At 54.3% G+C, this 25,747-nt stretch carries 22 protein-coding genes, 1 pseudogene and 1 riboswitch; of the genes and pseudogenes, 15 read left to right on the top strand and 8 right to left on the bottom strand.

Going from position 1 to position 25,747, the window contains the following annotated elements; genetic code table 11:
* Positions 1–231: 231 nt before the first annotated feature.
* The 6 genes and pseudogenes from ABYA77_RS03030 (at position 232) to ABYA77_RS03005 (ending at position 6,364) form a co-directional block, all read left to right on the top strand.
* Complete coding sequence (locus tag ABYA77_RS03030; RefSeq protein ID WP_372964467.1) at positions 232–1,227, top strand: peptidase U32 family protein; 996 nt, start codon at positions 232–234, stop codon at positions 1,225–1,227.
* A 12-nt stretch (positions 1,228–1,239) separates the two neighbouring features.
* The gene (locus ABYA77_RS03025; RefSeq protein ID WP_372964466.1) at positions 1,240–2,136 is read left to right on the top strand and encodes a U32 family peptidase; all 897 of its coding nucleotides are present in this window, start codon (positions 1,240–1,242) and stop codon (positions 2,134–2,136) included.
* A gap of 152 nt (positions 2,137–2,288) precedes the next feature.
* Entirely contained in the window at positions 2,289–3,308 is a 1,020-nt protein-coding gene (locus ABYA77_RS03020) for a YeiH family protein (protein WP_372964465.1), read from the top strand.
* A gap of 54 nt (positions 3,309–3,362) precedes the next feature.
* A riboswitch (cobalamin riboswitch) is annotated at positions 3,363–3,561 on the top strand.
* Between the two features lie 143 nt (positions 3,562–3,704).
* Positions 3,705–5,411 (top strand): annotated as a pseudogene (locus ABYA77_RS03015) (ribonucleoside triphosphate reductase); the annotation flags it as partial.
* A gap of 100 nt (positions 5,412–5,511) precedes the next feature.
* Entirely contained in the window at positions 5,512–5,658 is a 147-nt protein-coding gene (gene nrdD / locus ABYA77_RS03010) for an anaerobic ribonucleoside-triphosphate reductase (RefSeq protein ID WP_372964464.1), read from the top strand.
* Position 5,659: 1 nt separating this feature from the next.
* Positions 5,660–6,364, top strand: a complete 705-nt coding sequence (locus ABYA77_RS03005) for an anaerobic ribonucleoside-triphosphate reductase activating protein (protein ID WP_372964463.1) — start codon at positions 5,660–5,662, stop codon at positions 6,362–6,364.
* A gap of 73 nt (positions 6,365–6,437) precedes the next feature.
* Here the strand turns inward: ABYA77_RS03005 and ABYA77_RS03000 are convergent, their stop codons facing one another.
* Positions 6,438–8,507: a TonB-dependent receptor plug domain-containing protein gene (locus tag ABYA77_RS03000; protein WP_372964462.1), complete on the bottom strand. Its 2,070-nt coding sequence runs from the start codon at positions 8,505–8,507 to the stop codon at positions 6,438–6,440.
* Between the two features lie 141 nt (positions 8,508–8,648).
* On the opposite strand from ABYA77_RS03000, the gene ABYA77_RS02995 reads away from it, so the two are divergent.
* Genes ABYA77_RS02995 through ABYA77_RS02980 form a run of 4 tightly spaced genes read left to right on the top strand, consistent with a single transcriptional unit; the run spans position 8,649 to position 12,348 of the window.
* Positions 8,649–9,461 (top strand): ABC transporter permease, encoded by an 813-nt coding sequence (locus ABYA77_RS02995; RefSeq protein ID WP_372964461.1) that lies wholly within the window; start codon positions 8,649–8,651, stop codon positions 9,459–9,461.
* Positions 9,445–10,185 carry an ABC transporter ATP-binding protein gene (locus ABYA77_RS02990; protein WP_372964460.1) on the top strand — a complete coding sequence of 247 codons (741 nt, stop codon included), beginning with the start codon at positions 9,445–9,447 and terminating at the stop codon, positions 10,183–10,185. The genes ABYA77_RS02995 and ABYA77_RS02990 overlap by 17 nt, the downstream gene beginning before the upstream one ends.
* Positions 10,182–11,168: an ABC transporter substrate-binding protein gene (locus tag ABYA77_RS02985; RefSeq protein ID WP_372964459.1), complete on the top strand. Its 987-nt coding sequence runs from the start codon at positions 10,182–10,184 to the stop codon at positions 11,166–11,168. The genes ABYA77_RS02990 and ABYA77_RS02985 overlap by 4 nt, the downstream gene beginning before the upstream one ends.
* Complete coding sequence (locus ABYA77_RS02980; protein ID WP_372964458.1) at positions 11,161–12,348, top strand: NnrS family protein; 1,188 nt, start codon at positions 11,161–11,163, stop codon at positions 12,346–12,348. Before ABYA77_RS02985 ends, ABYA77_RS02980 begins: the two co-directional genes overlap by 8 nt.
* Positions 12,349–12,371: 23 nt before the next feature.
* Here the strand turns inward: ABYA77_RS02980 and ABYA77_RS02975 are convergent, their stop codons facing one another.
* Entirely contained in the window at positions 12,372–12,818 is a 447-nt protein-coding gene (locus tag ABYA77_RS02975; RefSeq protein ID WP_372964457.1) for a hypothetical protein, read from the bottom strand.
* A gap of 239 nt (positions 12,819–13,057) precedes the next feature.
* Between ABYA77_RS02975 and ABYA77_RS02970 the strand changes: the two genes are divergently transcribed.
* Entirely contained in the window at positions 13,058–14,389 is a 1,332-nt protein-coding gene (locus tag ABYA77_RS02970; protein WP_372964456.1) for a ferric reductase-like transmembrane domain-containing protein, read from the top strand.
* A 7-nt stretch (positions 14,390–14,396) separates the two neighbouring features.
* Here the strand turns inward: ABYA77_RS02970 and ABYA77_RS02965 are convergent, their stop codons facing one another.
* Genes ABYA77_RS02965 through ABYA77_RS02955 form a run of 3 tightly spaced genes read right to left on the bottom strand, consistent with a single transcriptional unit; the run spans position 14,397 to position 17,688 of the window.
* Positions 14,397–15,182, bottom strand: a complete 786-nt coding sequence (locus ABYA77_RS02965) for an acetoacetate decarboxylase family protein (RefSeq protein WP_372964455.1) — start codon at positions 15,180–15,182, stop codon at positions 14,397–14,399.
* Positions 15,183–15,184: 2 nt separating this feature from the next.
* Positions 15,185–16,567: an acyl-CoA dehydrogenase family protein gene (locus ABYA77_RS02960; RefSeq protein ID WP_372964454.1), complete on the bottom strand. Its 1,383-nt coding sequence runs from the start codon at positions 16,565–16,567 to the stop codon at positions 15,185–15,187.
* Positions 16,564–17,688, bottom strand: coding sequence for an acyl-CoA dehydrogenase family protein (locus ABYA77_RS02955; protein WP_372964453.1), 1,125 nt, complete (start codon positions 17,686–17,688; stop codon positions 16,564–16,566). The genes ABYA77_RS02960 and ABYA77_RS02955 overlap by 4 nt, the downstream gene beginning before the upstream one ends.
* A 177-nt stretch (positions 17,689–17,865) precedes the next feature.
* Between ABYA77_RS02955 and ABYA77_RS02950 the strand changes: the two genes are divergently transcribed.
* On the top strand, positions 17,866–18,786 hold the full coding sequence (locus tag ABYA77_RS02950) for an AraC family transcriptional regulator ligand-binding domain-containing protein (RefSeq protein ID WP_372964452.1): 921 nt from the start codon (positions 17,866–17,868) through the stop codon (positions 18,784–18,786).
* Positions 18,787–18,936: 150 nt separating this feature from the next.
* Positions 18,937–20,148, top strand: coding sequence for an L-lactate dehydrogenase (locus ABYA77_RS02945; RefSeq protein ID WP_372964451.1), 1,212 nt, complete (start codon positions 18,937–18,939; stop codon positions 20,146–20,148).
* Here the strand turns inward: ABYA77_RS02945 and ABYA77_RS02940 are convergent.
* The 3 genes from ABYA77_RS02940 to ABYA77_RS02930 form a co-directional block, all read right to left on the bottom strand.
* Positions 20,145–20,702 carry an SCP2 domain-containing protein gene (locus ABYA77_RS02940; protein WP_372964450.1) on the bottom strand — a complete coding sequence of 186 codons (558 nt, stop codon included), beginning with the start codon at positions 20,700–20,702 and terminating at the stop codon, positions 20,145–20,147. The genes ABYA77_RS02945 and ABYA77_RS02940 overlap by 4 nt on opposite strands.
* A gap of 69 nt (positions 20,703–20,771) precedes the next feature.
* Positions 20,772–21,431 (bottom strand): two-component system response regulator NarL, encoded by a 660-nt coding sequence (gene narL, locus ABYA77_RS02935; protein WP_372964449.1) that lies wholly within the window; start codon positions 21,429–21,431, stop codon positions 20,772–20,774.
* Between the two features lie 29 nt (positions 21,432–21,460).
* Positions 21,461–23,317: a histidine kinase gene (locus tag ABYA77_RS02930; protein ID WP_372964448.1), complete on the bottom strand. Its 1,857-nt coding sequence runs from the start codon at positions 23,315–23,317 to the stop codon at positions 21,461–21,463.
* A 185-nt stretch (positions 23,318–23,502) separates the two neighbouring features.
* Between ABYA77_RS02930 and ABYA77_RS02925 the strand changes: the two genes are divergently transcribed.
* Together ABYA77_RS02925 and ABYA77_RS02920 are read left to right on the top strand one after the other, a co-directional pair.
* Positions 23,503–24,744 carry a nitrate/nitrite transporter gene (locus ABYA77_RS02925; protein WP_372964447.1) on the top strand — a complete coding sequence of 414 codons (1,242 nt, stop codon included), beginning with the start codon at positions 23,503–23,505 and terminating at the stop codon, positions 24,742–24,744.
* 173 nt (positions 24,745–24,917) lie between these two features.
* Positions 24,918–25,667: a Crp/Fnr family transcriptional regulator gene (locus ABYA77_RS02920; protein WP_372964446.1), complete on the top strand. Its 750-nt coding sequence runs from the start codon at positions 24,918–24,920 to the stop codon at positions 25,665–25,667.
* Positions 25,668–25,747: the final 80 nt, after the last annotated feature.

The following is a 25,747-nucleotide window of genomic DNA, read 5'->3' as shown; positions in this document are numbered from 1 at the left end:
TTGAGTTTTTGGCCAGAAAGCAGGCCGTTGGAAACGTGCAAAATATGTGAGCTGTGGCCAGCACAATAGTAACGGTTTCGTTGTCGCTGGTCACTGGAATTCGGGGATTACCTCATCATAAATACATGAGGTACGTATCTTTACTGACGCCTGTTTACCCGCTGATATAGGTCAAGGTGATCATGTTGGGGCGGCGGTATCGTGCTGGCAAGTTTTTCAGTGGAGATAACCATGGAACTTGTCTGCCCTGCCGGTAGCCTGCCTGCTCTCAAAACCGCTGTGGATAACGGTGCGGATGCAGTGTATTTCGGCTTTCGGGATAGCACCAACGCCCGGCAGTTCGCCGGTTTGAACTTCAACGACAAGCGTGCCGGCGAAGGTATTGAATACGCTCACTCAAAAAATAGCAGGGTGTTTTGCGCCATCAATACTTACCCGCAACCTGACGGCTGGGAACAGTGGAAGACGGCGGTTGACCGCGCTGCAGGCCTGGGTGTCGACGCCATTATCCTCGCTGATATGGGATTGCTGGATTACGCTGCTAACAAGTATCCGGATATCCCTCGGCATCTCTCTGTTCAGGGCTCTGCCACCAGTTATGAAGCGCTTTCTTTTTATAAGGACAATTTTGATATCCGTCGTGCCGTTCTTCCTCGTGTGTTGTCGTTGGATCAGGTGCGTGGCGTAGCCAGGCACAGTCCTGTGGAGCTGGAAGTATTTGCATTTGGCAGTCTGTGTATCATGGCCGAAGGCCGGTGCTATTTGTCGTCTTACCTGACTGATGAGTCCCCTAACACTCGCGGTGCCTGTTCCCCGGCGAAAGCGGTGCGCTGGCAGGAAACACCGCAAGGACTCGAGTCTCGATTGAACGATGTGTTAATTGACAGGTATGGCCCCGGCGAGTCTGCAGGTTACCCTACGTTGTGTAAGGGGCGCTTCGAGGTAGGCGGCAGTGTGTACCACGCCATCGAAGAACCCGTTAGCCTCAATACCATGGATTTGTTGCCGGAACTGCAGGAGTTGGGTATCAGTGCGGTGAAAATAGAAGGTCGCCAGCGCAGCCCGGCTTATATTGCTGATGTTGCCCGTACCTGGCGTCAGGCGCTGGATGGTCTGAAGGCCCGCCCAGGACTGTTCACGGTTGAACCTGAGTGGCGCAACACGCTGTCAGGCCTGTCCGAAGGCGGCTTGACCACGATCGGCGCCTACCATCGCAAGTGGAAATAAGAGGCTTCAGCCATGATGAAATTATCTCTGGGGCCCATCCTGTGGTTCTGGTCTAAACAAAGCGTTTTTGATTTTTACGCCAAGGCCGCGGAATGGCCGGTGGACACGATTTATCTGGGGGAGGTAGTGTGTTCCCGCCGGCGTGAGTTGAAACCGGATGACTGGCTGGAGCTGGCCCGGGATTTGAAAGCTTGTGGCAAGAATGTCGTTCTTTCCACTCTCACGTTGATTGAATCTGAAGCAGACTTACGGCGCCTGCGCAGATTCTGTGAGCAGGATGAATTTCTGGTTGAAGCCAACGACCAGAGCGCTCTGCAGGTTGCCATCCGCAACAATATCCCGTTTATCACGGGGCCATCCATGAATATCTACAACGTGGCTACCCTGAAAATCCTGGCAAAGCAGGGGTTACAGGGGTGGAATCTGCCGGTGGAACTGGGTAAGGCAACTCTGGAGCAGCTGATCGGGGAGTTGAACGCTGAAGGGCTGGATTTGCCTGCAGAGGTGTTTTCCTGGGGATTTCTGCCACTGGCGTGGTCCTCACGCTGTTTTACTGCCCGTCATTACAACCTGCCCAAGGACAACTGCGAATTTCGCTGTCTCGAACACCCCGATGGTATGGAGCTACGTTCCCGGGAAAGCCAGGAACTCTTCCGTATCAATGGTATTTCTACTCTGTCTGGCTCCCGTTATGACCTGATGCGTGAATTGCCTGATATGGAACGAATGGGGGTGAATACCGTGCGCCTGAGTCCGGAACATCAGGGTATGGATGAAATCGTCAAACGCTTTGATCAGGTGCGGCGGGGTGAACTACCAGCCACAGACCCGCTGCGATTGGTGGAAGCACCTCCTTGCAATGGGTATTGGTATGGGCGTCCGGGTATGGATCTCGTGGGGCCTGAATAAATAGGTTTGACAGTGTCTTCGGGGGGCACCTGAATATCGTGATTGCACCTTATTTAATCGATAATATCGATTAAATAAACTTTAAATATCTGTTCATCAAATATCTTCGCAAGCTATAGAATATCTATATATTCAAAAGTTAGGGGATGGGGATGTTCAGGGGATTGGTGCTTTGCGCGTTTCTGACGCTGTCTGGTTACGGCCTGGCGGCTTTACCTCCAGTCCATAAGACCGGACTTGGACCTCTGGTTTTCACTCTTTTGTTAGGCCTGGCATTTGGCAATCTGAGTGCTGGCAAGCGCCTGAAGGGGGTAGCTGCCGGCCTCGGGTTTTCTTCCCGCTGGTTGCTGAGGACGGGGATTGTTCTCTTCGGTTTTTCCTTGACGGTACAACAACTGCTGGCTTTGGGGCTGCAAGTGGTGATGCTGGATGCTTTGGTCGTACTCACCATCACCACCGCCGGTTACTGGTTGGGCACGCGCTGGCTGAAACTGGATCGTGACACCGCCATCCTCACCAGTGCCGGCAGTGCTATTTGTGGTGCGGCGGCGGTACTGGCGACAGAAGGTGCCATTCGGTCACGGCCGGCGGCAACCTCTATGGCGGTCGCAACGGTTGTGCTTTTTGGCACATTGGCAATGTTTATATACCCGATTATGTATCCGATGATGGGCTGGGAACAGGGATTATACGGTGCCTATATCGGGTCTACAGTGCATGAAGTGGCACAAGTTGTCGCCGCTGGGGGCGCTGTCGGTCAGGATGCCCTGGCCAATGCCGTCGTTGTAAAGCTGGTGCGGGTGATGCTGCTTGTTCCATTCCTGCTGGTGATTGGTCAGATCTGGTCCCGCCGTCGGGCGGCAGAGGGTCATGCGATGGAGGGCGAGGGGGTAACGGATAAGCATAAACTGGTGATTCCCTGGTTTGCCTTTGGCTTTCTGGCGGTGGTTGGCTTAAACAGCATGCTTCAGTTGCCCGCAGGGGTTCAGAATGGGTTCGTGGTGATCGCTCAGGTTGCCATGACTATGGCAATGGCCGCCCTGGGTTTTCAGACCCGGATTGAGAGCTTGCGTAGCCTTGGTGTGAGGCCCTTTGTGCTGGCGCTGTGCCTGTTTGTTACCTTGCTGATAGGAGGCGCAATAGTGACTCCGTTGATTCTCAATTTGGAGTGAGATATAAACATTCAGATAAAATGAATAATATCTTGAGTTGCGTTGTTTTACCTTATATAGTGGTTTTGTTCTGGTAATCCACAACATGTTGTGGTGCGGAATCCGGTGAGACTCCGGAACTGACGCGCAGCGGTATTGGGGAACGAGCGAGGAATGAAGACACTGGCACAAGCTGGGAAGTCACCTCGCAAGGCCGAACCGTAAGGTTTATTGCCCCTGAGTCCGAAGACCTGCCAGATATGATTCACTGCACCTTCGCGGCTCAGGGTGGTCAGCTGGTTAGGCAAAGCCGTGCTGTGCCCAATCTCCTGATACCGCGATGGTGTTGAAGCCGACGCGATTTCAGGAGCAACCATGCCTGCCAATTCTATGCCCCTACCTGCGGCTGACGCCGCGTTACTGGACATCTCCGGTACTGTCCGGGAATACCTGCACCGTCATGACTGGCGGGTGAACGCCAATGCCAATCAGGGCTATTCCCTGGGTGGGCTGATTCTGAATACCGCAGGTAAAGTGATTGCCAATTACTGGCTGAATGATGTTTATCCCCCGGATATCGGTCAGGCGCACCGCAATGCCGATTTTCATATCCATGACCTGGATATGCTCAGTGGCTATTGTGCTGGCTGGTCGTTACGTACGCTTTTGCATGAAGGGCTCAATGGTGTGCCGGGTAAGGTGGAGTCCGCGCCGCCAAGACACTTGTCCAGCGCCATTGGACAGATGGTGAACTTCTTGGGCACTCTGCAGAATGAATGGGCCGGTGCTCAGGCCTTCAGCTCTTTTGACACCTATCTGGCACCGTTTATCCGCAAAGACAGGCTGGATTACGAGGCTGTCCTTCAGTGTATTCAGGAATTTGTCTATAACCTGAATGCACCCTCCCGCTGGGGTACTCAGACTCCCTTTACCAACATTACTTTTGACTGGGTCTGTCCGGAAGATCTGCGTGATCAGATACCGGTGATTGCCGGGGAAGAAATGCCTTTCAGCTATGGAGAGCTGCAGGCAGAGATGGACATGATTAACCAGGCTTACATTGACGTGATGACGGTTGGTGACAGCATGGGGCGGGTGTTTACCTTTCCTATCCCCACTTACAACATTACCCGGGATTTTGACTGGACATCGAATAACGCGCTGCGTCTGTTCGAGATGACTGCCCGTTATGGCTTACCGTATTTCCAGAACTTCCTCAATTCGGACCTTGAGCCAAACATGGTGCGGTCTATGTGTTGCCGGTTACAGCTGGATTTGCGAGAGCTTCTTAAACGTGGCAATGGCCTGTTTGGCTCAGCGGAGCAGACTGGCTCCCTGGGGGTGGTGACCGTCAATTGCGCCCGGCTGGGCTATTTGTATGCGGGAAACAAAGCGGCACTGATGGCCAGGCTGGATGAGTTGATGGATTTAGCCAGGGATAGCCTGGAAATAAAACGGCAACTGATTGAACAATTGATGCTCGATGGTCTGTTTCCCTATACCAAGCGATATCTGGGCACCTTGAGAAACCATTTTTCAACCATCGGGGTGAACGGGCTGAACGAAATGATCCGCAATTTCACCGGTGACCGGGAAAATATCAGTACAGGCTGGGGCAGGGACTTTGCTTTGGAATTGCTGGACCATGTACGGGAACGGATGAAACTGTATCAGGAAGAAACCGGTCACCTGTATAACCTGGAGGCAACGCCGGCGGAGGGCACCACATACCGCTTTGCCAAAGAAGACCGTAAACGATTTGACGGCATACTTCAGGCTGGTACCACTGAGGCACCTTACTATACCAATTCCAGCCAGCTCCCCGTGGGCTTCACAGACGACCCTTTTGAAGCGCTGGATCTTCAGGATGACCTGCAGACTCGTTACACCGGAGGTACGGTACTGCACCTGTATATGCGCGAGCGCATCAGTGATGCTCCCACCTGTGCACGGTTTGTGAAAACGGTGCTGGAGAATTATCGATTGCCCTACATTACTGTTACCCCAACCTTTTCTATATGCCCGGTGCACGGCTACCTGAACGGGGAGCACGAGTTCTGTCCGAAATGCGATGAGCTGTTGCTGGCAGGGCAGTCACTGCCCGATAGAGCTGCAGTGGTCTGAATGAATGTGCCGGGCGTGATGTCCGGTTTCAAAAGAACCGGTTGCCGGCAGCAGCAACAGTCGGCAACCGGTATTTCCTGCACAGCAAAAGGAGAAGAACATGGAAAATCAAAAATTAGTTGAGAACAGTCAGCGTCAACGCTGTGAAGTGTGGACCCGGGTGATGGGCTACCACCGCCCGGTCTCGGCCTTCAATAAAGGCAAACAGTCTGAACATCGTGAACGCACCCACTTCCGGGAACGTTGATATGAATGCGGATAACCTGGTGATTGGCGGCATGGCCGCTTTCTCCACCGTTGATTATCCGCAACACCTGGCGGCAACCCTGTTTCTTCAGGGCTGCCCCTGGCGTTGCCACTATTGCCACAATCCCCACCTTATTCCGTTGCGGGATCAGGGTGAAAACATTACCTGGGGCCAGGTCTGGCAACATATTCTGAAGCGTCGAGGGTTACTTCAGGCCGTCGTGTTCAGTGGTGGTGAACCGACCATTCAGAAGGCATTGCTACCGGCCTTGCAGCAAACCCGGGCTCTGGGCTTTCGCACTGGCTTGCATACGGGCGCACCTCACATGGCCCTTCTTCAGCCTCTGCTGCCGCACCTGGATTGGGTCGGTCTGGACATCAAAGCGTTGCCCTCAGATTATGAACTCATTACCACCAGCCGCTACTCCGGGCCGGAAAGTTGGGCTGCCATTAAAGCCCTGCAAGAAGCCGAAGTGGATTTTGAGTGTCGGATAACCTGGCATGGAGCGCTGCAGTCGGCCGAACAGGTGATTGCTGTAGGGCGGAGGCTGGTGTACTGCGGCGTGCGCCACTTTGCCGTGCAGCTGGCTCGTAGTGATCAGATGCTTAACGGTACCCTGGGTCCCGGATATGTGAATACAGAAGATAAACAGCGGGTACAGACAACACTCATGCCGTTGTTTGAAACGCTTCATATACGGGAGTAGGTTAGGTCTCTCTTGCCGGCTTTCTTGAGCCACAACTTTTATCAGGAGTGGCTCTTCAAGGTCATTCTGACGCTCAGAATCGGCCAGAGACTTTCGCCACCAACCCACGTCCAGCGGACAGAATCTCGCCTTCGGTCAGGTGTTCCCGGTAGCGTTTGTCCAGTAGGTTGTTGCCTTCAATCGCGACTTCCAATGCACTCAGGCTGCCGATAGCACCAAAATCCCAGCCCAGTTCGATATCCACAGTCGTATAACCGGGAGTGGCATTTTCAGTGCCATTGGAAAAGATATCGGCGGTGCGATCCTGCTTTGCTACGGCACGTACCTGTCCGTGCCAGTTGAAGCCGGGGCGGCCTTGTTGTCCAAGGCCCAGAGTAAGTTCGGATGCAGGCACCTGATACAGGGGTTCGTCATCTTGTTTGTTCTCTCCCCTCAGCCAAGTCACGCTGCCATCCAGGTCAATGGCCGGGGCCAGGTTACTCAAAGCCTCCAGAGGCATTGCGAAGCCGGCCTCGGTACCATAGATGGTGACCTCATCCAGGTTTTCGGTCTGTTTGATGGGCAAGTTGTTCTGGGCATGTCTCTGTCCGGTCACACGCCCAGCAATAAAGTCATCAATCCGGGTATAGAAGACGGCAACCTGATACTGGCCCAGACGGCCACGACCTTTCAGGCCAACTTCGGCACTGGTGGACTTTTCCGGATCCAGTTGCGGGTTTCCCTGGTGAAAGTAGCCATCGCCCCGTGAAGCGTCTTCAAAGCGCTCCCTCATATCCGGTGCCCGGTAGGCGGTGCCTATATTGAGGTAGGGGTTGAGCATGTCATTGAATGCATAAATAGCTCCGGCGGACCAGGACAGGGTTTCGGTAGTGTTCTTCAGTCCTTCGGTTATAGCCGCCAGGCCGTTACCCACCACCTGAGCGTCGCCGGTGACTTTGTCGTAACGGGCACCGAGCTGGATGTTCCAGTTGCCGGCCATGATGTCATCCTGAATGAACAAGCCCCGGCTTTCGATCTCTCCTTCCCGAAACGGTGAGTTGGCAACTGCGTTGTCGGACATTGCTGGATTATAGGTGAAACGCTCGGGATCGCCGGTCATTTCCCAGCCTTCAGCGCCAACGGTCACCAGGTGATTATTGCCTACAGGCAGGAGGTATTGAGTTTTAAAGCCGTCGGTGCGAAAGCTCACGTCATTCCATACCTGATTTCGCTCTTTGAAGTCCCACCAGGCCCGGATTTCACGATCTACTTCCTGCCGGTAGATGCTGACTTTCAGGGTGCCGCTGGCAATGCCTGCTTCGTAGCCCAGCTCGGCAAGAGTACGTGTCTGTCTGGGTGAGTGGATTGTCAGTGTGCCGTTACCGCCCGGGCCGGATTTGGCAGAGCCCGGATACCAGACATCCAGGTCTTCATGATGTTGCAGGTTCAGTGATATTTTCTGCATATCCGTCACGCGGAATGCATATTTAGCCAGGAAGGACTCGGAGCGGAAACCGCTGTTTTCAATGTCACCATCTGGTGTTTCATAGTTATCTACATCTTTGGCAGCCCCACCCAATACCAGAGCGTGGTTTTTACTGGAAAGTTCCAGAAGCGCCCCGCCGGCCAGGCTACTGTCAACAGTACCCATACTGCCGGAAAAGCGGCCGTGGGTTTCAGCCTGTTCAGAGAAGGTTGCCTCTGGAGTGCGCAGGTTGATGGCACCACCCATGGCTCCGGTTCCGTGTAATACCGAGGCTGGGCCTTTTACAACTTCCACTGTGTCTAACAGGCTCATGTCCGCAAGGGAAGCAATAGCCCCTTGGGGCTGGGCGGAGTTCAGGCGAACGCCATCTACCAGCATAACCACGCTTTCTTTTTTCAGACCGCGAATGACTGGGTTACCGCCCCAGGCACCACCGTCACCCTGAACTGCCAGTCCGGGTTTGCCGCGAAACAGGTCGCCTGAGGTTTTTGAGGCGGCGGTAGTGTCAGTGACTAATTGCTCTGTTGCACTTGCGGTTTCCAGTGTGTCGGATTCATAGCCCTTGGCGGTTACGACCAGTTCTTTGAGTTCTGGTTGATTGGAGGTGGCGGCTTGTGCTGCGGGTAGGGCTGATAAGGCAAGAATAGCCAGGGTGAGCGGGTGGGGGTGGTGATTCATAGGCTTCTCCAGTAGTAACGGGTGACGATCAGGAATGGGCTTATATTAATATAAATGATATTGATTCGCGTTTGATTTTAATCAACCGGTTTTATCGTCCTGACCGGTATAGTTGGTTCAGGTACTGAAGGGTGTGGATGTATGGGCCGTTTGATTCGGAGTAGTCTCAGCTGGGGTGGTAGCCTCACCGGAGTTCTGTTGTTTGTTGCACTCTGGGAGTGGGGGAGCTTGTCATATGGTAGCTTTTTACTGCCGGGCCCGCGGGATACGCTATCGTCCCTTGTTTTATTGGCTGACAATGGCGAACTCTGGTCTGCTGTGTGGTCCACCACCTGGCGCGCTATGACCGGGTTTGCCATTGCGGCATTGGCCGGAGTGATTCTAGGGCTGATCGCCGGTCTGTCCCATACGGTGGGCCGGGCCCTGGAACCGTTATCGACCGTACTTCTGGGAATTCCTCCCATCGCCTGGATTGTGTTGGCGCTCCTTTGGTTCGGAAGTGGCTCTCTGGCCGCTATATACACCGTCGTGGCAACCACGGTTCCGGTTACATTTGCCGGAGCCCAGATTGGTGCCCGTACTTTGGACGGTCGCCTGCAGGAAATGGGTGATGTATTCCAGGTGCCGTTTTTCATGCGTCTATGGGACTTCTATCTACCTCACATTGTTTCCTACATTTTTCCCGCACTGATTACGGCTTTAGGTGTGGCCTGGAAAGTCACCGTTATGGCCGAGCTTTTTGCGACCGACGATGGCGTGGGAGCGGGCATGGCAATGGCAAGGGTGAGCCTGGATACTGCCGGCGCCATGGCCTGGATTGTGGTGGTTGTGGTTTTGTTGTTAGTAGCCGAACACGGGGTGTTGCGCCCACTGCAGAAAAAAATGGAACCATGGCGGCAAGCTAAAGGTGTCGTTATACCGGGGGGAGGCGGCAGATATGCTGACATTGGATAAGGTTTCACTGAATTTCGGGCCTAATACTATTCTGTCGGGAGTTGACCTGAAGGTTCTGCCGGGAGAATCGGTCTGCTTGGTTGGGCCGTCTGGTTGCGGCAAAACGAGCCTGTTGCGCCTGGCGTCCAGAGTGCTTAATGCAACGTCGGGGGAGGTGAACAACCGCTTCACCACAACGGCAGCGGTGTTTCAGGAACCTCGCCTGCTGCCTTGGCGAAAGCTGCTGGATAATATTGCTCTGGGCCTGAAAGCTCTGGGGGTGCCGCGACGGGAACGTCTGATGCAGGCAAAGCAGTTGGCGGGGAAGGTAGGGCTGGCGGACTATTATGAGCATTACCCGCATGAGTTGTCAGGAGGCATGCAACAGCGAGTGGCTCTGGCAAGGGCATTGGCGGTGGGAGCTGACTTCCTGTTACTGGATGAGCCTTTCAGTGCATTGGATGTTGGGTTGCGCAGTGAAGCTCAGGATCTGGTGGAACGGTTGGTGGTTGACCAGGGTATAGCAACATTGATGGTCACTCACGATTTGACAGAAGCTTTGCGGCTGGCCCACCGGATTATTGTTGTCTCTGGTTCCCCCGGTACAGTGGTTTTTGAACACACGGTCAACACTCCGTTTCGTGAGCGTAGCCACGCCTGGTTGTATGAGGAGGCGGGCCATCTGCTACGGCAGCCAGTAGTCCGTGAGAGTTTTCTGTTTCATACAGCTTCGGAGGTGGCATGAATCGTCGAGAATTGCTCAAGCTGGCAGCCTGTACGGCGTTTACCTCGGTGGCGCCCCTTCAGCGGGTATTTGCCGGAGTGCCAGATAAGTTGATGGCGGCCAGCCCACTGGGATTACCCCTGGTAATTTTAGCGCGAGCCCTGCAGGACCCCGAGTTGAAAAAATTGATTCCGGAACGGGAACTCCTGCACTGGAAAGATCCCGACCAACTCCGGGCCTGGCTGGCGCGCGCCGAAGTTATGGTGACGGCTACGCCCACCAATGTCGCTGCCAGCCTCTATAACCGTGGCGTGCCCGTGGTTCTGATGAACGTGAATGTCTGGGGCACATTGGGAATGTTGGGGCTGGACACTCAGGGCCCGCTGTCGAAGGTGGAAGACCTGGCAGGCCGACATGTCGGCGTTCCCTGGCGTGGGGATATGCCCGACCTTGTGTTTCGTTATTTATTAGATAAGGCCGGGCTGAAAGTCGGGCGTGACGTTAAGGTGAGCTACCAGTCCAGCCCGTTTGAGACCGTGCAGATGTATGTGGCACAGCGCCTTGATGCCGCAGTCTTGCCGGAGCCCATGCGTACGGCAACCCGGCTACAGAGTTTGCAGTTTGGGCAGGTGCCCAATGAGCTGGATCTCCAGCAGGAGTGGGCACGGTTGGCTGGTGGCGACCCTATGCTGCCCCAGGCTGGCGTGTTGTGCCGTCGGGAGCTTTTGGAGCAAATGCCGGAACAGGTGGAAGTACTACAGCAGGCTATCGGTCGGGCAGTGCACTGGGTGCTCGGCGAGCCAGAGGCCGCTGCTCGGTTGGGGGCCAGAAGCTCGCCTCTGAGCCAACAGGTGTATGAAGGCGCAATTGCCCGGACAACGCTGAAGGTGGTTAATGCCAGGCAGGCCCGGCCGGCGCTGGAAGACTTTTTCTCCGCACTGGCAGAATTGTCTTCGGGTTTTATCGGGGGGAAATTACCAGATACGGATTTCTACCATGTTTAATCATCCTTGGCTGGCATACGGTTTTCGGCCTTTCTTTCTGTTGGGGGCGTTGTATGCTCCGGCCGCGCTTCTGCCTTGGGTGGGGGCGCTGATGCAGCAGTTCACTATGCCAATGGCGCTGCCTCCGCTGGCCTGGCATGGCCATGAAATGCTGTTCGGGTTTGTGAGTGCCGCACTGGTGGGGTTCCTGCTCACTTCAGTACCATCCTGGGCCAATGTTGCACATCTGTCAGGCAAGCCTCTGGCGGCCCTGGTTTTGCTCTGGCTGACAGGCAGGTTGTTGTTCTGGTTGTCCGCAATGGTGCCGGGCTGGCTGGTGGCAATCGTGAATCTGGCCTTTCCACTGGCCCTGTTAATCTGGGCAACACCGGCATTGTTTTCCAGGGCTGGTCGCCGGCACCTGAGTATCGGTATTACGCTGACTATTTATGTATTTGCTCAGGGGCTGTTCTACGTTACGTGGTTGTGGCCTGGGCTCACCGGTGCTATCACCCCTGTAACGGTGCTTAACTCTACCGTGAATCTGATGTTGGTGCTGATTGCCCTTACCGTGACCCGGATTGCTCGTGTCGTGGTTATGGCTGCTCGAGAGGAAACCGGCCTCTCTGGTCCGGTCCGGTTAACGCCTGCGCGGGAGCACCTGGCAGTGGCTGCCTTGGCATTGTTTGTGGTTGCCGATTTCTGGGCCCCCGGGCATGTAGTCACCGGGTGGGTTGCCCTGGCTGCAGCTGCAGCCCAGGCTGATCGCCTGAGTGAATGGCCCTGGGGCAAGGCTATGACCAGGCTGTACCTGTTGTTGCTGACGGTGGCATATATCTGGATGGTCGTGGGGCTGATTTTGCTGGGCATTACCGCGCTCACCGACAGCCTGCCCGGATATTCGGGCCGCCATGCGTTATCTGCGGGTGCTGCAGGTACAGCGATTCTTGCGGTGTTCTGTATTGCAGGGCTCCGCCATACAGGCCGACCACTGGTGCTGCCAGCAATACTCTGGCTGGCACTGCTTACCCTGTTGATGACTGTTTTTCTGCGTACGTTTGTGCCGGTGTTGTGGCCAGAGTATTACTTGTTAGCCGGAGTCATGCTGCCGTTTGTTCTCTGGCTATTAACCTACGTCGTTTATGTGTATTCATATGGGCGATTTTTGCTTACCGCGCGGGCTGATGGAAAGCCGGGATAAGCGCGCTGGTGGGAGGGCCGGTATTACTTCCAGCCCCCTAGCAGCGCACCTGAGCCCAGCACGAAAGACCCGCCAACTTCTGCAACAATCAACGCAACCATGAAACCGTGCACCAGCCAATTCGGCAGGGTAGATTGGCCCAGCTTATGAGGCTTGCGTAATTGATTACTGGTGTCCTGTAAAATTCCATGAACGATGTAGGTGCCAATGGCCAGAGCGAAAAAACTCAGGGCGCCAATGGCTGCCAAAGTGTTTACCCAATCTGCATACACGCTATAACCGGCAAACCAACCCAGCAGCATGGCGGCAAAGCCATACATCAGTGAGCTTCGGTGTGCGATATCTACATATCGGGGGGCGGCAGCTTTCGGGCTGGTGGCCATGCACCAGTATTTCCAGATGCCGGTAAACAGGCCGGTCATAAAAAATACAAAGGCGGAGGTCAGGCAGAGCTTTTCGGCCAGAGTCATTGTGTTCAATCCTTGCGAGCCGGGTACGACAGGCATTATGAGCGATTATTAGTGGTTTGTTGTGCTGACTACACTCAGGGAATCTATCAGAAACCCGTATGCTGACCATAGTCTGGTCGGGCCTATCGGTGGTTCTGAGTAAATCATGTGTAAAGACCAAATTTACTGATGATAATCAAGAGACAATAGCGGAGAGGGCGTAACGTTCTGGTAGATAATGATTCTTTTTGGGGGTGGGCATGGCTCGCATTTCACTGTTTTTCTGGGGGTTGGTTGGATTGGTGACAGGCTTTTGGCTGATGTCGGATAGTCTGTGGGTTAGTCCGTTTGAGTATTTTTCATTCCGCCACGTGTTTGTGCAGTACTCAGGACTGCTGGCGATATTCATGATGTCTGCTGCTTTAATTCTGGCGTTGCGGTTGCGGATGCTGGAGCGCTGGCTGGGTGGTCTGGACAAGGCTTATCGACTGCACAAGTGGCTGGGTATCGGATCACTGGTGCTGGCAACGCTGCACTGGTGGTGGGCGCAGGGCACCAAATGGATGGTGGGCTGGGGCTGGTTGGACAAGCCCGTCCGTAAGGGTGGCGGACAAGAACTTGCAGGCTTGGAAGCCTGGTTCCGGGGCCAGCGCGGATTGGCGGAAACCATGGGCGAGTGGGCGTTCTACATTGCGGCAGCGCTGATTATTCTGGCGTTGGTGAAGGCCATCCCATATCACTTGTTTCGTAAAACTCACAAATGGCTGGCTGTTGTCTTCTTACCTTTGGCCTGGCATAGCTTCATCTTGATGGAATTCGATTACTGGAATGCCCCGATTGGCTGGCTGAACCTGACCGTCACTGTAGCGGGTACGGTGGCAGCCATATTGTTACTGATCGGCTGGCCAGCCAGGGCGCGCCGGGTGCCGGGGGAGGTTGTCTCGATTACCCGTTACCCCGCATTGAAAGTATTTGAGTGCCGTGTTCGGGTTGATGAGGCTTGGCGGGGTCATAAACCCGGACAATTTGCTTTCGTCACGTCTGATGAAAAGGAAGGCAGCCACCCCTATACCATTGCCTCGGCCTGGGACCCGGAGACACGGTGCCTGAAGTTTGTGGTCAAGGAACTGGGGGATCATACCCGCCGGGTGAGCCAGTCATTGCATGAAGGCAAGGCCGTTACGGTGGAGGGGCCTTACGGTGGTTTTGATTTTGAGGATGACTGTCGTACACAGATCTGGCTCGGGGCCGGTATTGGTATCACACCATTCATTGCGCGCATGAATTATCTGGCCCGCAATCCGGATGGGCGCACAGTGTACCTGTTTCATAGCACTGCTGAGATTGATGAAACAGTACTGGACAAGTTAAAAACCGATGCGGAAGCGGCAGGGGTCAATCTGGTGATTCGCTGCAGTAAACGGGACGGCAGGCTGACTCCCCGGGATATCCGGGAAGCCGTGCCTGGTTGGCAAAACGCGAGCTTGTGGTTTTGCGGGCCAGTGGCTTTGGCCAACACGTTATTCTCTCAGTTCCGGGCCTGGGGTATGTCGGGCAGACGGATGCACCGTGAATTTTTTGAGATGCGTTAGCCGTAAGTCAGGTGATAGCTGCGCCTGGATTTAGCCGTAACTGGAGACTGTGGCTATGGAACACGACTTTAGGCTTCTGGTTCTCAATGTCCAGGGACCTTAGCCGGGTTGCCATGGGGTGCTGACTATTACCTGTCTGGGCGCGAATGCTACCCGGCAGACAGGCTTTGCCACCGCCACGAGTGATCACCTGGGTACGTAACAACTGGTTGTTGTGCCATGAATACAGTAGCGGGTCGAGTTGCGGCCCCGGTATTCCCAGCCCCGGTTTGCCACTGAGGCTGAGGATGGTGCCGTTGCCGTCAGGATCCTGGACAAGGCCGGTGAAACTCTCGGTTGTAAGACTGAACTCAATGGGTGTGACGAACTTTGGAAAACCCCAGATCTCCCGGCCAGCGGCACAGGCCAGTTTGGTTGTCACCGGCAGGTCAATGACGGTCAGCCCCTGGATTCGGGAGTCCATAGGTTGATATAGCGAAAGCCAGGGGTGGTTTGGCATTGTGACGTTTTCGGGCACAGTGATCAGCGCGATACCGGTTTCGTTATAGCTGCTAACAGCAGTTTCCCGGTATTCATAAAACGCGATGGTTAATACCGCTTTGTTGCCGGGAAAGCGGACGGGCTTGAGTGGTTGTCCCGCCAGCAATGCTTCAGCTTTGTTGTAATCGACTTCCCACATAGCGATAAAGTTGGAGTTGTCGTAGTAGAGAATAGGCAGGTCCACGTTACCTTCGCTGGTTTTGAAGGGTGTCAGGGGGTACTGGAAGAAAGGATCTTGTTGCCACTTGCTCATGGTTATACTCCTGCAGGTTGCCAGTTCGGGTTATTGAGAGGGAGCAGAGAGGGCTGCCAGTCTTCGATGACGGCCTGCCTGTTAATTTGGTTCGTACCTTCAAAAATCCGGGTCAGACGTACATCCCGGAAGATTTTTTCAATGCCGGTTGCATGCGCGGGGCCATGGTCTGCCATTAGGTCCATAGCCATTTCCACTACGTTCTGTGCGTGGTCTGTGGCGTGAAATTTACAGATAGACGCTGTCAGTTGCCGTGGCCGCCAGGCCCGGCTTGCTTCGGTGTGAATCAGGCTTCGGAGAGCCCGGGTTTCGGCTGTCATACTGGCCAGTGTTTGCTGAACATCCTGATAATGAATGAGTGCCTTGCCCCCCACCTGATAGTCCCGCGCGAAGGCTATGGCCTTTTCGGTGGCTGCCCGGGCAAAGCCGACAGCCATGGCGCCCACGGGAATCCGGGATGCGTTCAGAGTGGCACGGTTAATGGCCCAGCCTTTTCGCAGGCCGCCAACGACATTCTGGTCGGGTATGAAAACGTCATTGAACTCCAGTTCGGCTGCCCCCGATGCTCGCATGCCCATTTTGAGTTCGGTGCGGGTCACCTTGAAACCTGGCGAATCGGTGTTTACGTAAAAGCAGGTCCAGGATTCCATGCCTTCGCCGTCCAATGCGGCGAATACGGTCAGGCTGCGGGCCAGATCACCGCCACTGATGTAACATTTGCGCCCGTTCAGGACCCAGCCACCTTCCTGTCGACGGGCGACAACACCCGGCTTGTAGCACTCGGCGCCGTGGCCTTCTTCCGCGTCTGAGCCTGCCCCCGGTTCGGTAATGGCAAAAGCCATAAGATGTGGGTCACCTCGCTGACATTGGCGGTAGACCGGTAGCATGAGCCGGCGGATCAGGCTGGCGTCTCCAGACAACAGCAGTGGCATGCAGCCAAGGTGGTGCGCCGAAAGCAGCAACATCAGGCCGCCACAAGCACGACTGAATTCTTCCACAACCAGCGCACATTGCCAGATGGCTGGATAGCGTGCTGCCCGCCAGTCCATACTGCCCAATGGGGCTGGCAGAAAATAACTCATCCAGCCTTCGCGGCCAGCCAGGCTTAAAAGCTTCTGAACTTTGGGTGAGCATTGTCCGGGTGGCAGGTGTGCGGCCAGGTCCAGTTCATGAGCGAGGGGCGCGATATGGTTTTCAGCAAACGCCCGCGCTCGTCGACGCAGATTGGCGAGCGGTGCCGGTAAACTGCGGGTGTCGGCCTCCCACAAATCGTCCTGACGGTACTCCGTGAGCGCCCGGGTTATGGCTGGCATGCCACTGAACTGCCAGTGTGGTGAAAGCGCATGACCGGGAGGCAAATGGCCAAGAAGGTGGTCGTTGCTCACAGTAAAATCTCCTGCCAGGCATTAATGAATAAAGGGATATCCCGGGTACCCCCGGCAATCATGCGAAGGGTATTTTGGTCTCTCAGTAATTTTTCCGGGCCGCAATCCTGCATGTAGCCAATACCACCATGCACTTGCATTACCTGATTGGCGCTATGGCACAAAAGGGTGTGGATGTGTTGCCGGGTCATTAGCGCTTCAGCGAGTTGCAACTGATTGACTGGAGCGATTTGTGACTGCAGCAGCGTATCGGCCTGCCATTGCGCCTGGGCAATGTCTGACAGCATGTGCTGAACGGCCGGATGTTGGCGAATAATGGCGCTGCCCTGGCGGCGAATACTTGCGTATTCCTGGGCCAGAATGGAACCTTGCTGGTTGATCCCGCTGGCAATATTGGCCAGAGCAAGGGCATCAGCCGCCAGAATGCAGGCAAAATTGTCAGCCGGGAACGTATTAGCTGAGATGCTTGCTTCGTGATGAGTTGTCTTGAACAGAGCCAGCTCATTCAGGCCGTGCTGTGGTGAGGTGGGCTGGCAGTTCAGTTCTGCCCGGCTACACAGTTGCCACTGCAGGGTGCCTTCTGCCCAGACAGGCCAGATCACTTGAGTCCATGAGCCCGGAGCCAGCAGTGAACAGGCCTGGTGCTGATGATCAAGCCAGTCAGCCAGCAGGCTAAGGTCATCCTCGTTGGGGTGGCTGGCTATCCAGCGGGCCAGCGCACCCCGGGCCAGGCCATAATGGCCAGTGGGATGGAGGGTGAGGTCCAAAGGTACGTGGCTGATATTCAGCTTAGCTTGCCTGGCAATAGCGACGGCGAGCGCATAGCGATGCCAGATTACGGCAATACCGGCATTGGCTTGGGCAGTCAGTTTCAGAAAGCCTAGACTGAATGCGGTGTTGCCGGCTTGGCTGGGTAGCTCCCAGAGGCCGTAACCGGTCTCATCCCCAGGGTGAGGCAAAAGCCCAAGACGGATGGCTTCGTCAGTGATGTCCCTCAGCAAGCTTTGAGCGATCACGGTTTCATAGCGTGAGACGGCTGGCTCAAGACGATTGTGAATGAACCGTCTGGCTTCGCTCAGAAAAAGGCCTAAATCTGCGTTGTCTTCAGCAGCTTGATTCATTTTGACGCACCTGAAATTCTTGTTTTTATGCTTTGATTCAGACTACGGTTACTCTTGGCTGAAACAAATGATGCAGTGGGTCAATTGTTTTAGTTTTCAGGCCAAATTGCGGGGAGTGAATAGCTGACGATGAGCTATTTCAATGATTATCGGCGAGGAATAACGAGTGCGAGACTGATGGTAGATTACTTTCAGGCACTCGGCGTCAGTGTGCCCCGGTTGTTAGCGGGAACCGGGCTTACCCAGAGTAATCTTAACGACCCCGATACCGATATTCTGGCCCGTCAGGAATTGCGCCTTGTGGCTAATATTCTGGCTCAGGTATCAGATGCGCAGGCTCATGCAACCGCTCTGGGGAATCGCTATCACTATTCGGCCTATGGTTTGTGGGGTTACGGTCTGGTGTGCTGCAATACGGTAGAGCAGGCGCTTGCGCTGGCTTTGAAGTACCTGCCTCTGACGTATGCATTCAGCGGAGTGGATTACCGTGAAGACGGCGATCAGGCGGTTTTGAGTTTTACGCCGCCGCCGCTTGAACCAGACATCAGTCAGTTTCTACTTGCCCGGGATATGGTTGCGGCAGTCCTTTTGGTTCGGGAGCTGGTAGGCGATAGCTTTAACCAGATTGTCAATTCCCCGGTTAGTTATGGTGCCGGCAGCAACGATGTTGTGTTCCCTAAAAAACTGCTGGACCGGAGTCTCCCTCAAGCCAATGCGGTTACTGCGGCCATGTGTGAGCAACAGTGCCGTGAGTTAATACATCGTCGCAGGATTAGTTCCGGGGTGACTGCGGATGTTGAGCAGTTTCTCCGTGGTCAGCGCTGGCAGAAACCTGTACTGGCCGAGGTGGCGCAGTACCTCAACATGAGTGAGCGTAGCCTGAAACGCCATCTGCAGCAGGAGGGGGCATCGTTTCGGGAGCTTGTAGAACAGTACCGCAGCTCTGAGGCGTGCCGCTTATTGCAGCAACATGATTTGCTGGTTAGTGAAATCGCGCTCAGGCTGGGTTTTAGTGACACCTCTACGTTTTCTCAAGCCTTCAAGCGGTGGCATGGGATATCGCCATCCAGCTATCAGAAAAAGTGCCGGAATCTTTAGTTCCGGTCCTGAAATGGCAAAGATACTGAAGACAATCTTGTGGTGGTTCTCAGGCTTACATTCTGGGCGAAAAAGTGGTTCTGCGTGGAAGCCCTTTTCCGATTGGCGTAAAGTGTAGGGCTCTGACTTCTAATAAAAACAGTGAGCTAAATGCTCCGTAATATGAGTAACTTCTCTATGCTCGCGCCTGCGTCTGTCTCTGATTACCGCGTGCTGGCAAAGCGTAAACTGCCACGCATGCTGTTTGACTACCTGGATGGTGGTGCCTTCTCTGAACATACTCAAGCGGAGAATCGCCGTGCGTTTACCCAGTGGTGTTTTCGCCAGCGGGTGATGAGTGATGTATCTCAGGTTGATACGTCCGCTACGCTGCTGGGTGCGCAGGCATCCCTGCCTTTGGTGATGGCACCCATGGGGTTAGCAGGCATGCTTGCGAAGCGGGGAGAAGTTCAGGCGGCCAGAGCCGGAGCCAGGGCGGGCATTCCGTTTTGTTTAAGTACCGTGGGCATTTGTTCGGCTGAAGAGGTCGCTCGGGGAGTGCCGGGCGCGGATCTCTGGTTTCAGCTTTATGTACTGAAAGACAGGGGCTTCTCAGCGGATTTGTTGGCAAGGGCCTGGCAGTCTGGGTTCAAAACGTTAGTGTTTACTGTTGACCTGGCTCGCCTGGGGTTGCGTTACCGGGATGTGCGCAATGGCATGAATGGAAATCTGCCGTTACCGGCAAAAGTACGCAAAGTACTGGATCTGGTAAGTCATCCGCGCTGGTTGGTGGATGTGGCTATCGGAGGCAAACCGCTGACGTTTGGCAATCTGGCCAGTGTGGTGCCTTCTGGCCGCAAACCAGAAGATTTTAAGGCTTGGGTTGAAAGCCAGTTTGATCCCTCCGTGACCTGGAATGATCTGGATTGGATACGTCAGAATTGGCCGGGCAAGCTGGTGATCAAAGGCATTATGGAGGTGGATGATGCACTGTCAGCGATTAATGTTGGTGCCGATGCAGTGGTTGTGTCTAATCACGGTGGACGTCAGCTGGATGGTGCGCCGGCAACTCTGAGTGTGTTGCCAGCTATTGCCGGTGCTGTAGCCGGAAAATCTCAGGTGCTGATTGACGGGGGCATTCAGACGGGACAGGATCTGGTGCGCGCACTGTGCCTTGGGGCTGACGGCTGTCTGATGGGGCGGCCCTGGGGTTATGCCCTGGCTGCAGGTGGGCAAAGTGCAGTAGAAGATTTACTGAACAACATTCGCCTGGAAACCGAGCTGACCCTGTCCTTGATGGGCAAAACCTCGATCGGCCAGCTCAGTCGGTCTGACTTGCTGTCGCTGGCGGAAGTGCAGGCTATGAGCAGCAGAGCCTGTTAGTTTTTCCGAAACAACAGATCCCGGAGGCTTAGGTCCCATTCCAGGCTATCGAGCAGGTTTTTCAAGGCCAGCCCAAGCTCTGTATCACCTTCAATGACCAAACGGCGCTGAAAAAACAGCTGGTCCGGGTCTTGTTTGCGTTCGGCCAGAGTTTTAAAGGCCGGAAGAGAGCCTCGAATGGTGGCTTCCCCGGGGCCTTCCAGCACCCGTAACCGACCGGCCCAAAAGCCCAGAGTTACGCCAGGATGGCCGCCGTTAACCTCAAGGCGAATCCGGCGTCCTTCAAAATCATCAAACTCTCCCTCAGCCATCGCCTCGGCGAACAGACGGTTCAGTGGAGCTTCTGCTGCCAGTTGTTTGACCGACGTTGGAATGCTGCGATCAATGGCCCCGAATAATGGGCTGGGAGATGGGAGGTATTCTTGCAAAACCGCCAGTGACTGGCTGAACAGCGAGCTGGCCTGAATGGATTGGCTCAGCGCCGACAGGGCTTCCTTGCCGGGTAACGAATGCAGGCTTGGGGGTGTCGGTAATTTGGGCAGGCTCAGGTGCATGTCGAACTCCAGCAGCACATTTAACCCTGGCAGAATAGTCGAATGCAGCCCTGAGCGATTTGATATAGCTCAGCTCTTATGCAGACCTTCTTCAACGGCCCATACAGCAACTTCCACCCGAGAACGCAGGCTTAGTTTTTTCAGCAGGTGTTTAACGTGAACTTTCACGGTGCCGTCACTGATGTCCAGCTTGCGGCCAATCATCTTGTTTGACAGGCCTTCGGCAATCAGCTTCAGGATGTCTTTTTCTCGCGGGGTCAGACTGTCGAAATCCGGGCGAGAAGATTTCTGAGGTTTGTTTGATCGAAGAGCTTCTGCCAGAAGGGTGGTTAAACGGTCGCTGATGACCATTTTGCCAACGGCCGCCTGGTGCAATTGGGCGATCATGTCGTCTGGTTCCATATCTTTCAGCAAGTAACCATCGGCGCCAGCCCTGAGGGCTGATACCACGTCATCTTCCTGGTCCGATACGGTAAACATAATGATACGGGAGCTGATGTTATGCTCACGCAACTGCTTCAGTGCCTCTATGCCGTCCATTTCTGGCATGTTCAGGTCCATCAGAATCAGGTCGGGCTCAAGGCGGAGGGCCTGCTCAATGCCTTCAAGAGCATTGCTGGCCTCACCAACAACTTCCATTTCCGGCTCTAATTCAATTAACTGTTTGATGCCCCGGCGAAGTAAGGGGTGATCGTCAATCAGCAGAATGCTTGCGGGTGTGTCAGCCATGGTTTATCTCGTCAGTGTGGTGTCTTGGCTCAGGCAGGCGTCGTCTGGGCCGGAATCAGGCTACGGCTTTTGGGAACAAATGTTAAGGTCACTTCCACGCCGCCTTCATCCCGGTTTTTTACGTGAATATCGCCGCCCAGGTTGCGGGCCCGGTCTGCCATGATGATCAGACCATAGTGATTGACCGGCTGGCCGCTATCGGGCAAGCCTTTACCGTTGTCGGTGATGCAGGCCCAGACCTTGGGCGACTCGAACATGACCCGTACAGAGATCTTGGTTGCATCTGCATGTTTAACTGCGTTGGCCAATCCTTCCCGAATAATCTGTAACGTATGAATCTCTTCATTGGGTGACAGCGTTTGAGGTGGCAAATTGTATTCAAACTCGATTGGTTTACCCAGACGTTCAGAAAACTCGTCGATGGTTTTATTCAGTGCTGCTGCCAGGTCTGGGGTGTCCAGTTTCAGCCGGAAGGTGGCCAGCAATTCACGAAGTTGCCGGTAGGCACTGTTCAGGCCAGTACTGAGCTCATTAAGGATGTCGTCGTGGACGGGTTTCTGGTCTCCATCAATATCCAGACGGCGCAAGCGTGTTACTTGCATCTTCAGATAAGACAATGACTGGGCCAGTGAGTCGTGCAACTCTCTGGCAATCACCGTGCGCTCTTCTGCCAGGGTCTGTTGCTGCTCCTCGGTAATTTGTTTTTCGAGGAAGATTGCGGTGGCCAGCTGATCCGTCAGGGTTTCCAGCAGCCGGCGAGTAGTATCTGGCAGCCCCTTGTCAGCGGGGTACCAGACTTCCAGAGAGCCTAATATGTGGCCTGGGATGCGAATGGGTAGCAACAGCCGCCGCCCATCGTTGTTGCTTGCTGGTAGTTCATCATAGGCTTCCGGGGTCACGAGGCAGGCGTTGCAATGATGGTCACGGCAATAGAATGGGCGTTTATTCGTGGCCGTGGTGACGGCCTCCACGGGCTTGTCGGTTTCTTTGTCGTGGAGATACAGGCGAATAGGGCCAAGATTCAGGATTTTCTCAAGTTCCTGAAGCATCGGAATGGCACCGCTGCACAGGTCATGGTTAGCAAAGAGATTTCGGCTGGTAGCGTGCATAACCTGCAGAGCGGTGTGGCTTATTTCCAGCTCTTCTGTTTTTTCCCGGGCTCTGTCTTCAAGCTGTTGATAGGTCAGGGCCAGTTCACTGGTCATCTGGTCGAAGGCCAGCCCTAACTGAGCCAGCTCGTCAGACCCTTTCAGATTGGCCCGCTGTGAGAAGTCTTTCTCACCAACGGCAGTTGCGATACTGACCAGTTTCCAGAGCGGTCGTACAACCCGGTTTTTGAGGTCCAGGAAAAGGGCTATCACGATCAATATGGAGAACACCATGCTAATGACCTGAATAACGTGCAGAAGGTCGATGCGCGCTTCTGTCCGCTTCTCCAGCATAAGAACCAGAGTGTCCACTTCTTTCGCAAACTTCTCCACGGCGGAAACCATGTTCCGTGTAATTTGGGTGCCTTCCGGGTGCGATTCAATCAGGGGCCTGAGTTGCGTCTTCCAGGAATTGATGATCAGGTGATGTTGTGTTGCCAGAGGATGGTCGCTGGCGCTTGGGATTGAGTGGGCAATAGCGTTGTCGGTCAGGCGCCGTTGGTAATTATCAAGGTATTCGGCGGTGGATGTTGTATCGTCCCGCTGACCCAGAGCCCCTGACCGGGCCACCAGCTGAAATGCGCCCATGCGAAGTGATCCGGCCACGTTAATGGCGGTTGCATTGCCTTCGATACTGTTGGATATCGCAAGGGTAGAGGCCATGCTGACGATAGCCGTCAACATGAGAGCGCTGATCACTATGGCAAGCCGGTTTACTAAAGGGCTTCTGGATGTCATGAAATAAATTGCCCGAAAGGTTTTGAAAGCTTGTCGTGCCGCCTGGGATTATGACCCATAACGCGGATCCCTGATACCTCTTTGAGGATAGCGAGTTACCCCAAGTGGTTGTAACCCATCATAGCCTTTGACCCTTTTGTCAGCAAAAGTTGAAACTGACGGGTGGCTTTCAGAAGGGTAAGGGAATGCTGGCACAACAAGAAAGGAAAGATGACAAGATTGCATCGCTGGCGATTATCCTGCCGCTTGCGGTGACAGGATTTATTGTTGCGGCCGGCTGCTGGACCCTGTTTGCTGTGGTGGGGGTTCACCTGAGAGCTGAGCTTGCGTTAAGTAGTTTGCAGTTTGGTGTATTGCTGGCGGCGCCAATGGCAGTGAGTGCACTACTGGCTATTCCAGCCGGCCTGGCTGCGCAAAGGTACGGTGCCCGCCTGGTCATGCTGTGGTGCCTTGCCGGCCTGGCTTTATGCATGCTGTTGCTGCTTGTTGCCAACAGTTTTTCGGGATATCTGATTGCCGCCAGTGGCCTGGGCTTAGCTGGTGGTTTCTACAGTGCGGGTTTGCAGTTTGTTACCAGCCACTGTGAAACCCGGTACATGGGGCTGGTGTTGGGCATATTCGGTGCCGGAGTAACCGGTGCTGGCGTCACTTACTATCTGGTGCCACTGGTTCATAACGCTTATTCCTGGCAGGGCGTGCCCTTGGCTTACCTGTTGGTCTTGTTGTTGGTTCTCGCCTTGCTAGTGATGGTGACGGATGACGATCCGTCAATTCGGGAATCCTCCCTCAAAACGCCCTTTCAGCAACTCTTCTCTCTTCTCTGTCATGGGCGGGCTTTATCGCTTTGTCTCTATTTTGGTGTTGTTGCAGGAAGTTTTTTTGCCTTGGCTCTGTGGCTGCCTGACTTTCTCTCTGCTCAGTTCCGGCTGCACTTGGGTGCCGGCGCAAGTTTAGCTCAGTGGTTTGTGATACCCGGGGCTCTTGCACAAATTGTCGGTGGCGGCCTGTCGGATCATTACGGTAGCACGAAGGTGGCTGCCCGGGCCTTGATTGTCTGCCTGCTGGCGTTGGCAGGCCTGTCATTCTCTCACGTGACGTTGTTTGTCCGAGGGGGAGGGGGTGTTATTGAGGTTCAGTTTGTTTTGCCCCTCGTGTTTGAAGCTGCGTTCGTAGTAGTGCTTGGTGTTGCCATGGGGTGTGCGATGGGAAGCCTTCAGCGCATGGTGATTCTGGCAAACCGGGCTGAAGCAGCATTATTTGCAGGTTTTTTATTAGTAGCAGCCTGTTCCGTGGCTTTTGTCTTGCCCGTTCTTTTTAGCGCCGTTTACCAGTGGTTGGGAATATCTACGGCGGTTTTCATGATTTTATTTCTTTTATTCAGTGGAAGTTTACTGATGCTGGCTCGGGATATTCGGTGTGATGGGTGAGTAAGGTTTTAAAAGATTGTTAGTTGGTTAGTTTTACAAACGATTGAGTTAAGTCAAATGTTGAGGATGATATGTGATTTATACCCCCATCGGGGGAGCGCTTTTTACAACCTATCCTTCTAGTATCAAAAAACAAGATTCTGAATACATGAATAAGCGCAGAGGATACGACCATGGCCGCAACACAAATCGCCGACAATCAAGCCAGAAAGCCGGTCCTTGTTGCTGTGAATAATTTTATGAATGAAGGCGACGGCCTAAAGGCTTTGCGCAGTCATACACTGTTTAATTCAATGCATACCGATGATTTGGAACGTGTGGTTCAACAATCCCGTCGTATTCGGCTTGGGCATCACCAGCTGTTGTATCGGCAAGGGATGCCTGCCCACCACTTTTTCTTTGTGATCTCTGGCCGCCTGCGCTTATACCGCCTGGACTCTTCAGGCATTGATCGCACGCTCGACAGCATAGCACCGGGTGACTGCTTCGCCGAAACAATGATCTACGCTGACCCGCCAAAGTACGCGTGTTACGCCGAAGCATTGAAATCCAGTGAGGTGCTGATGATTCCGGTGAGCGCCTACAAGGATCTTCTGACAAAGAACCCGATATATGCTCAGGCTGCTTTGCGGCATTACGCCATGCGTGCGGTTACCCGCTTTCATGATTTGGAAATCATGACGGTTCAGAATGCTCGGGATCGTTTAATACGCTATCTCATTGATTTGCTGCCCAACGGTGTGAATGAGGGAGGAGAGGTTGAATTGCCACTGCCCAAGTGTTTGGTGGCTTCTCGCCTGGCGATGCAGCCGGAGACATTCTCTCGCATTCTTGCAGATCTCAAATCAAGCGGCTTAGTGCGGGTAAATCGCAGCAAATTGTTTATTTCTGATCCGAAGCGTCTGGTTGCTCTCAGTCAGTAGGGGCAAGAAGTTTAAGGTGTGAGAGGCCTCTGAATTTAGCTGAGCTATTCAAATAGAGGTATGTTTTTTCTCAAGCATTT

The sequence above is a fragment of the Marinobacter sp. genome (assembly GCF_041595835.1).
Classification (GTDB): domain Bacteria; phylum Pseudomonadota; class Gammaproteobacteria; order Pseudomonadales; family Oleiphilaceae; genus Marinobacter.
The sequence above is the reverse complement of the archived record's forward strand: the minus strand, read 5'-3'. Positions and strand labels throughout refer to the sequence as shown.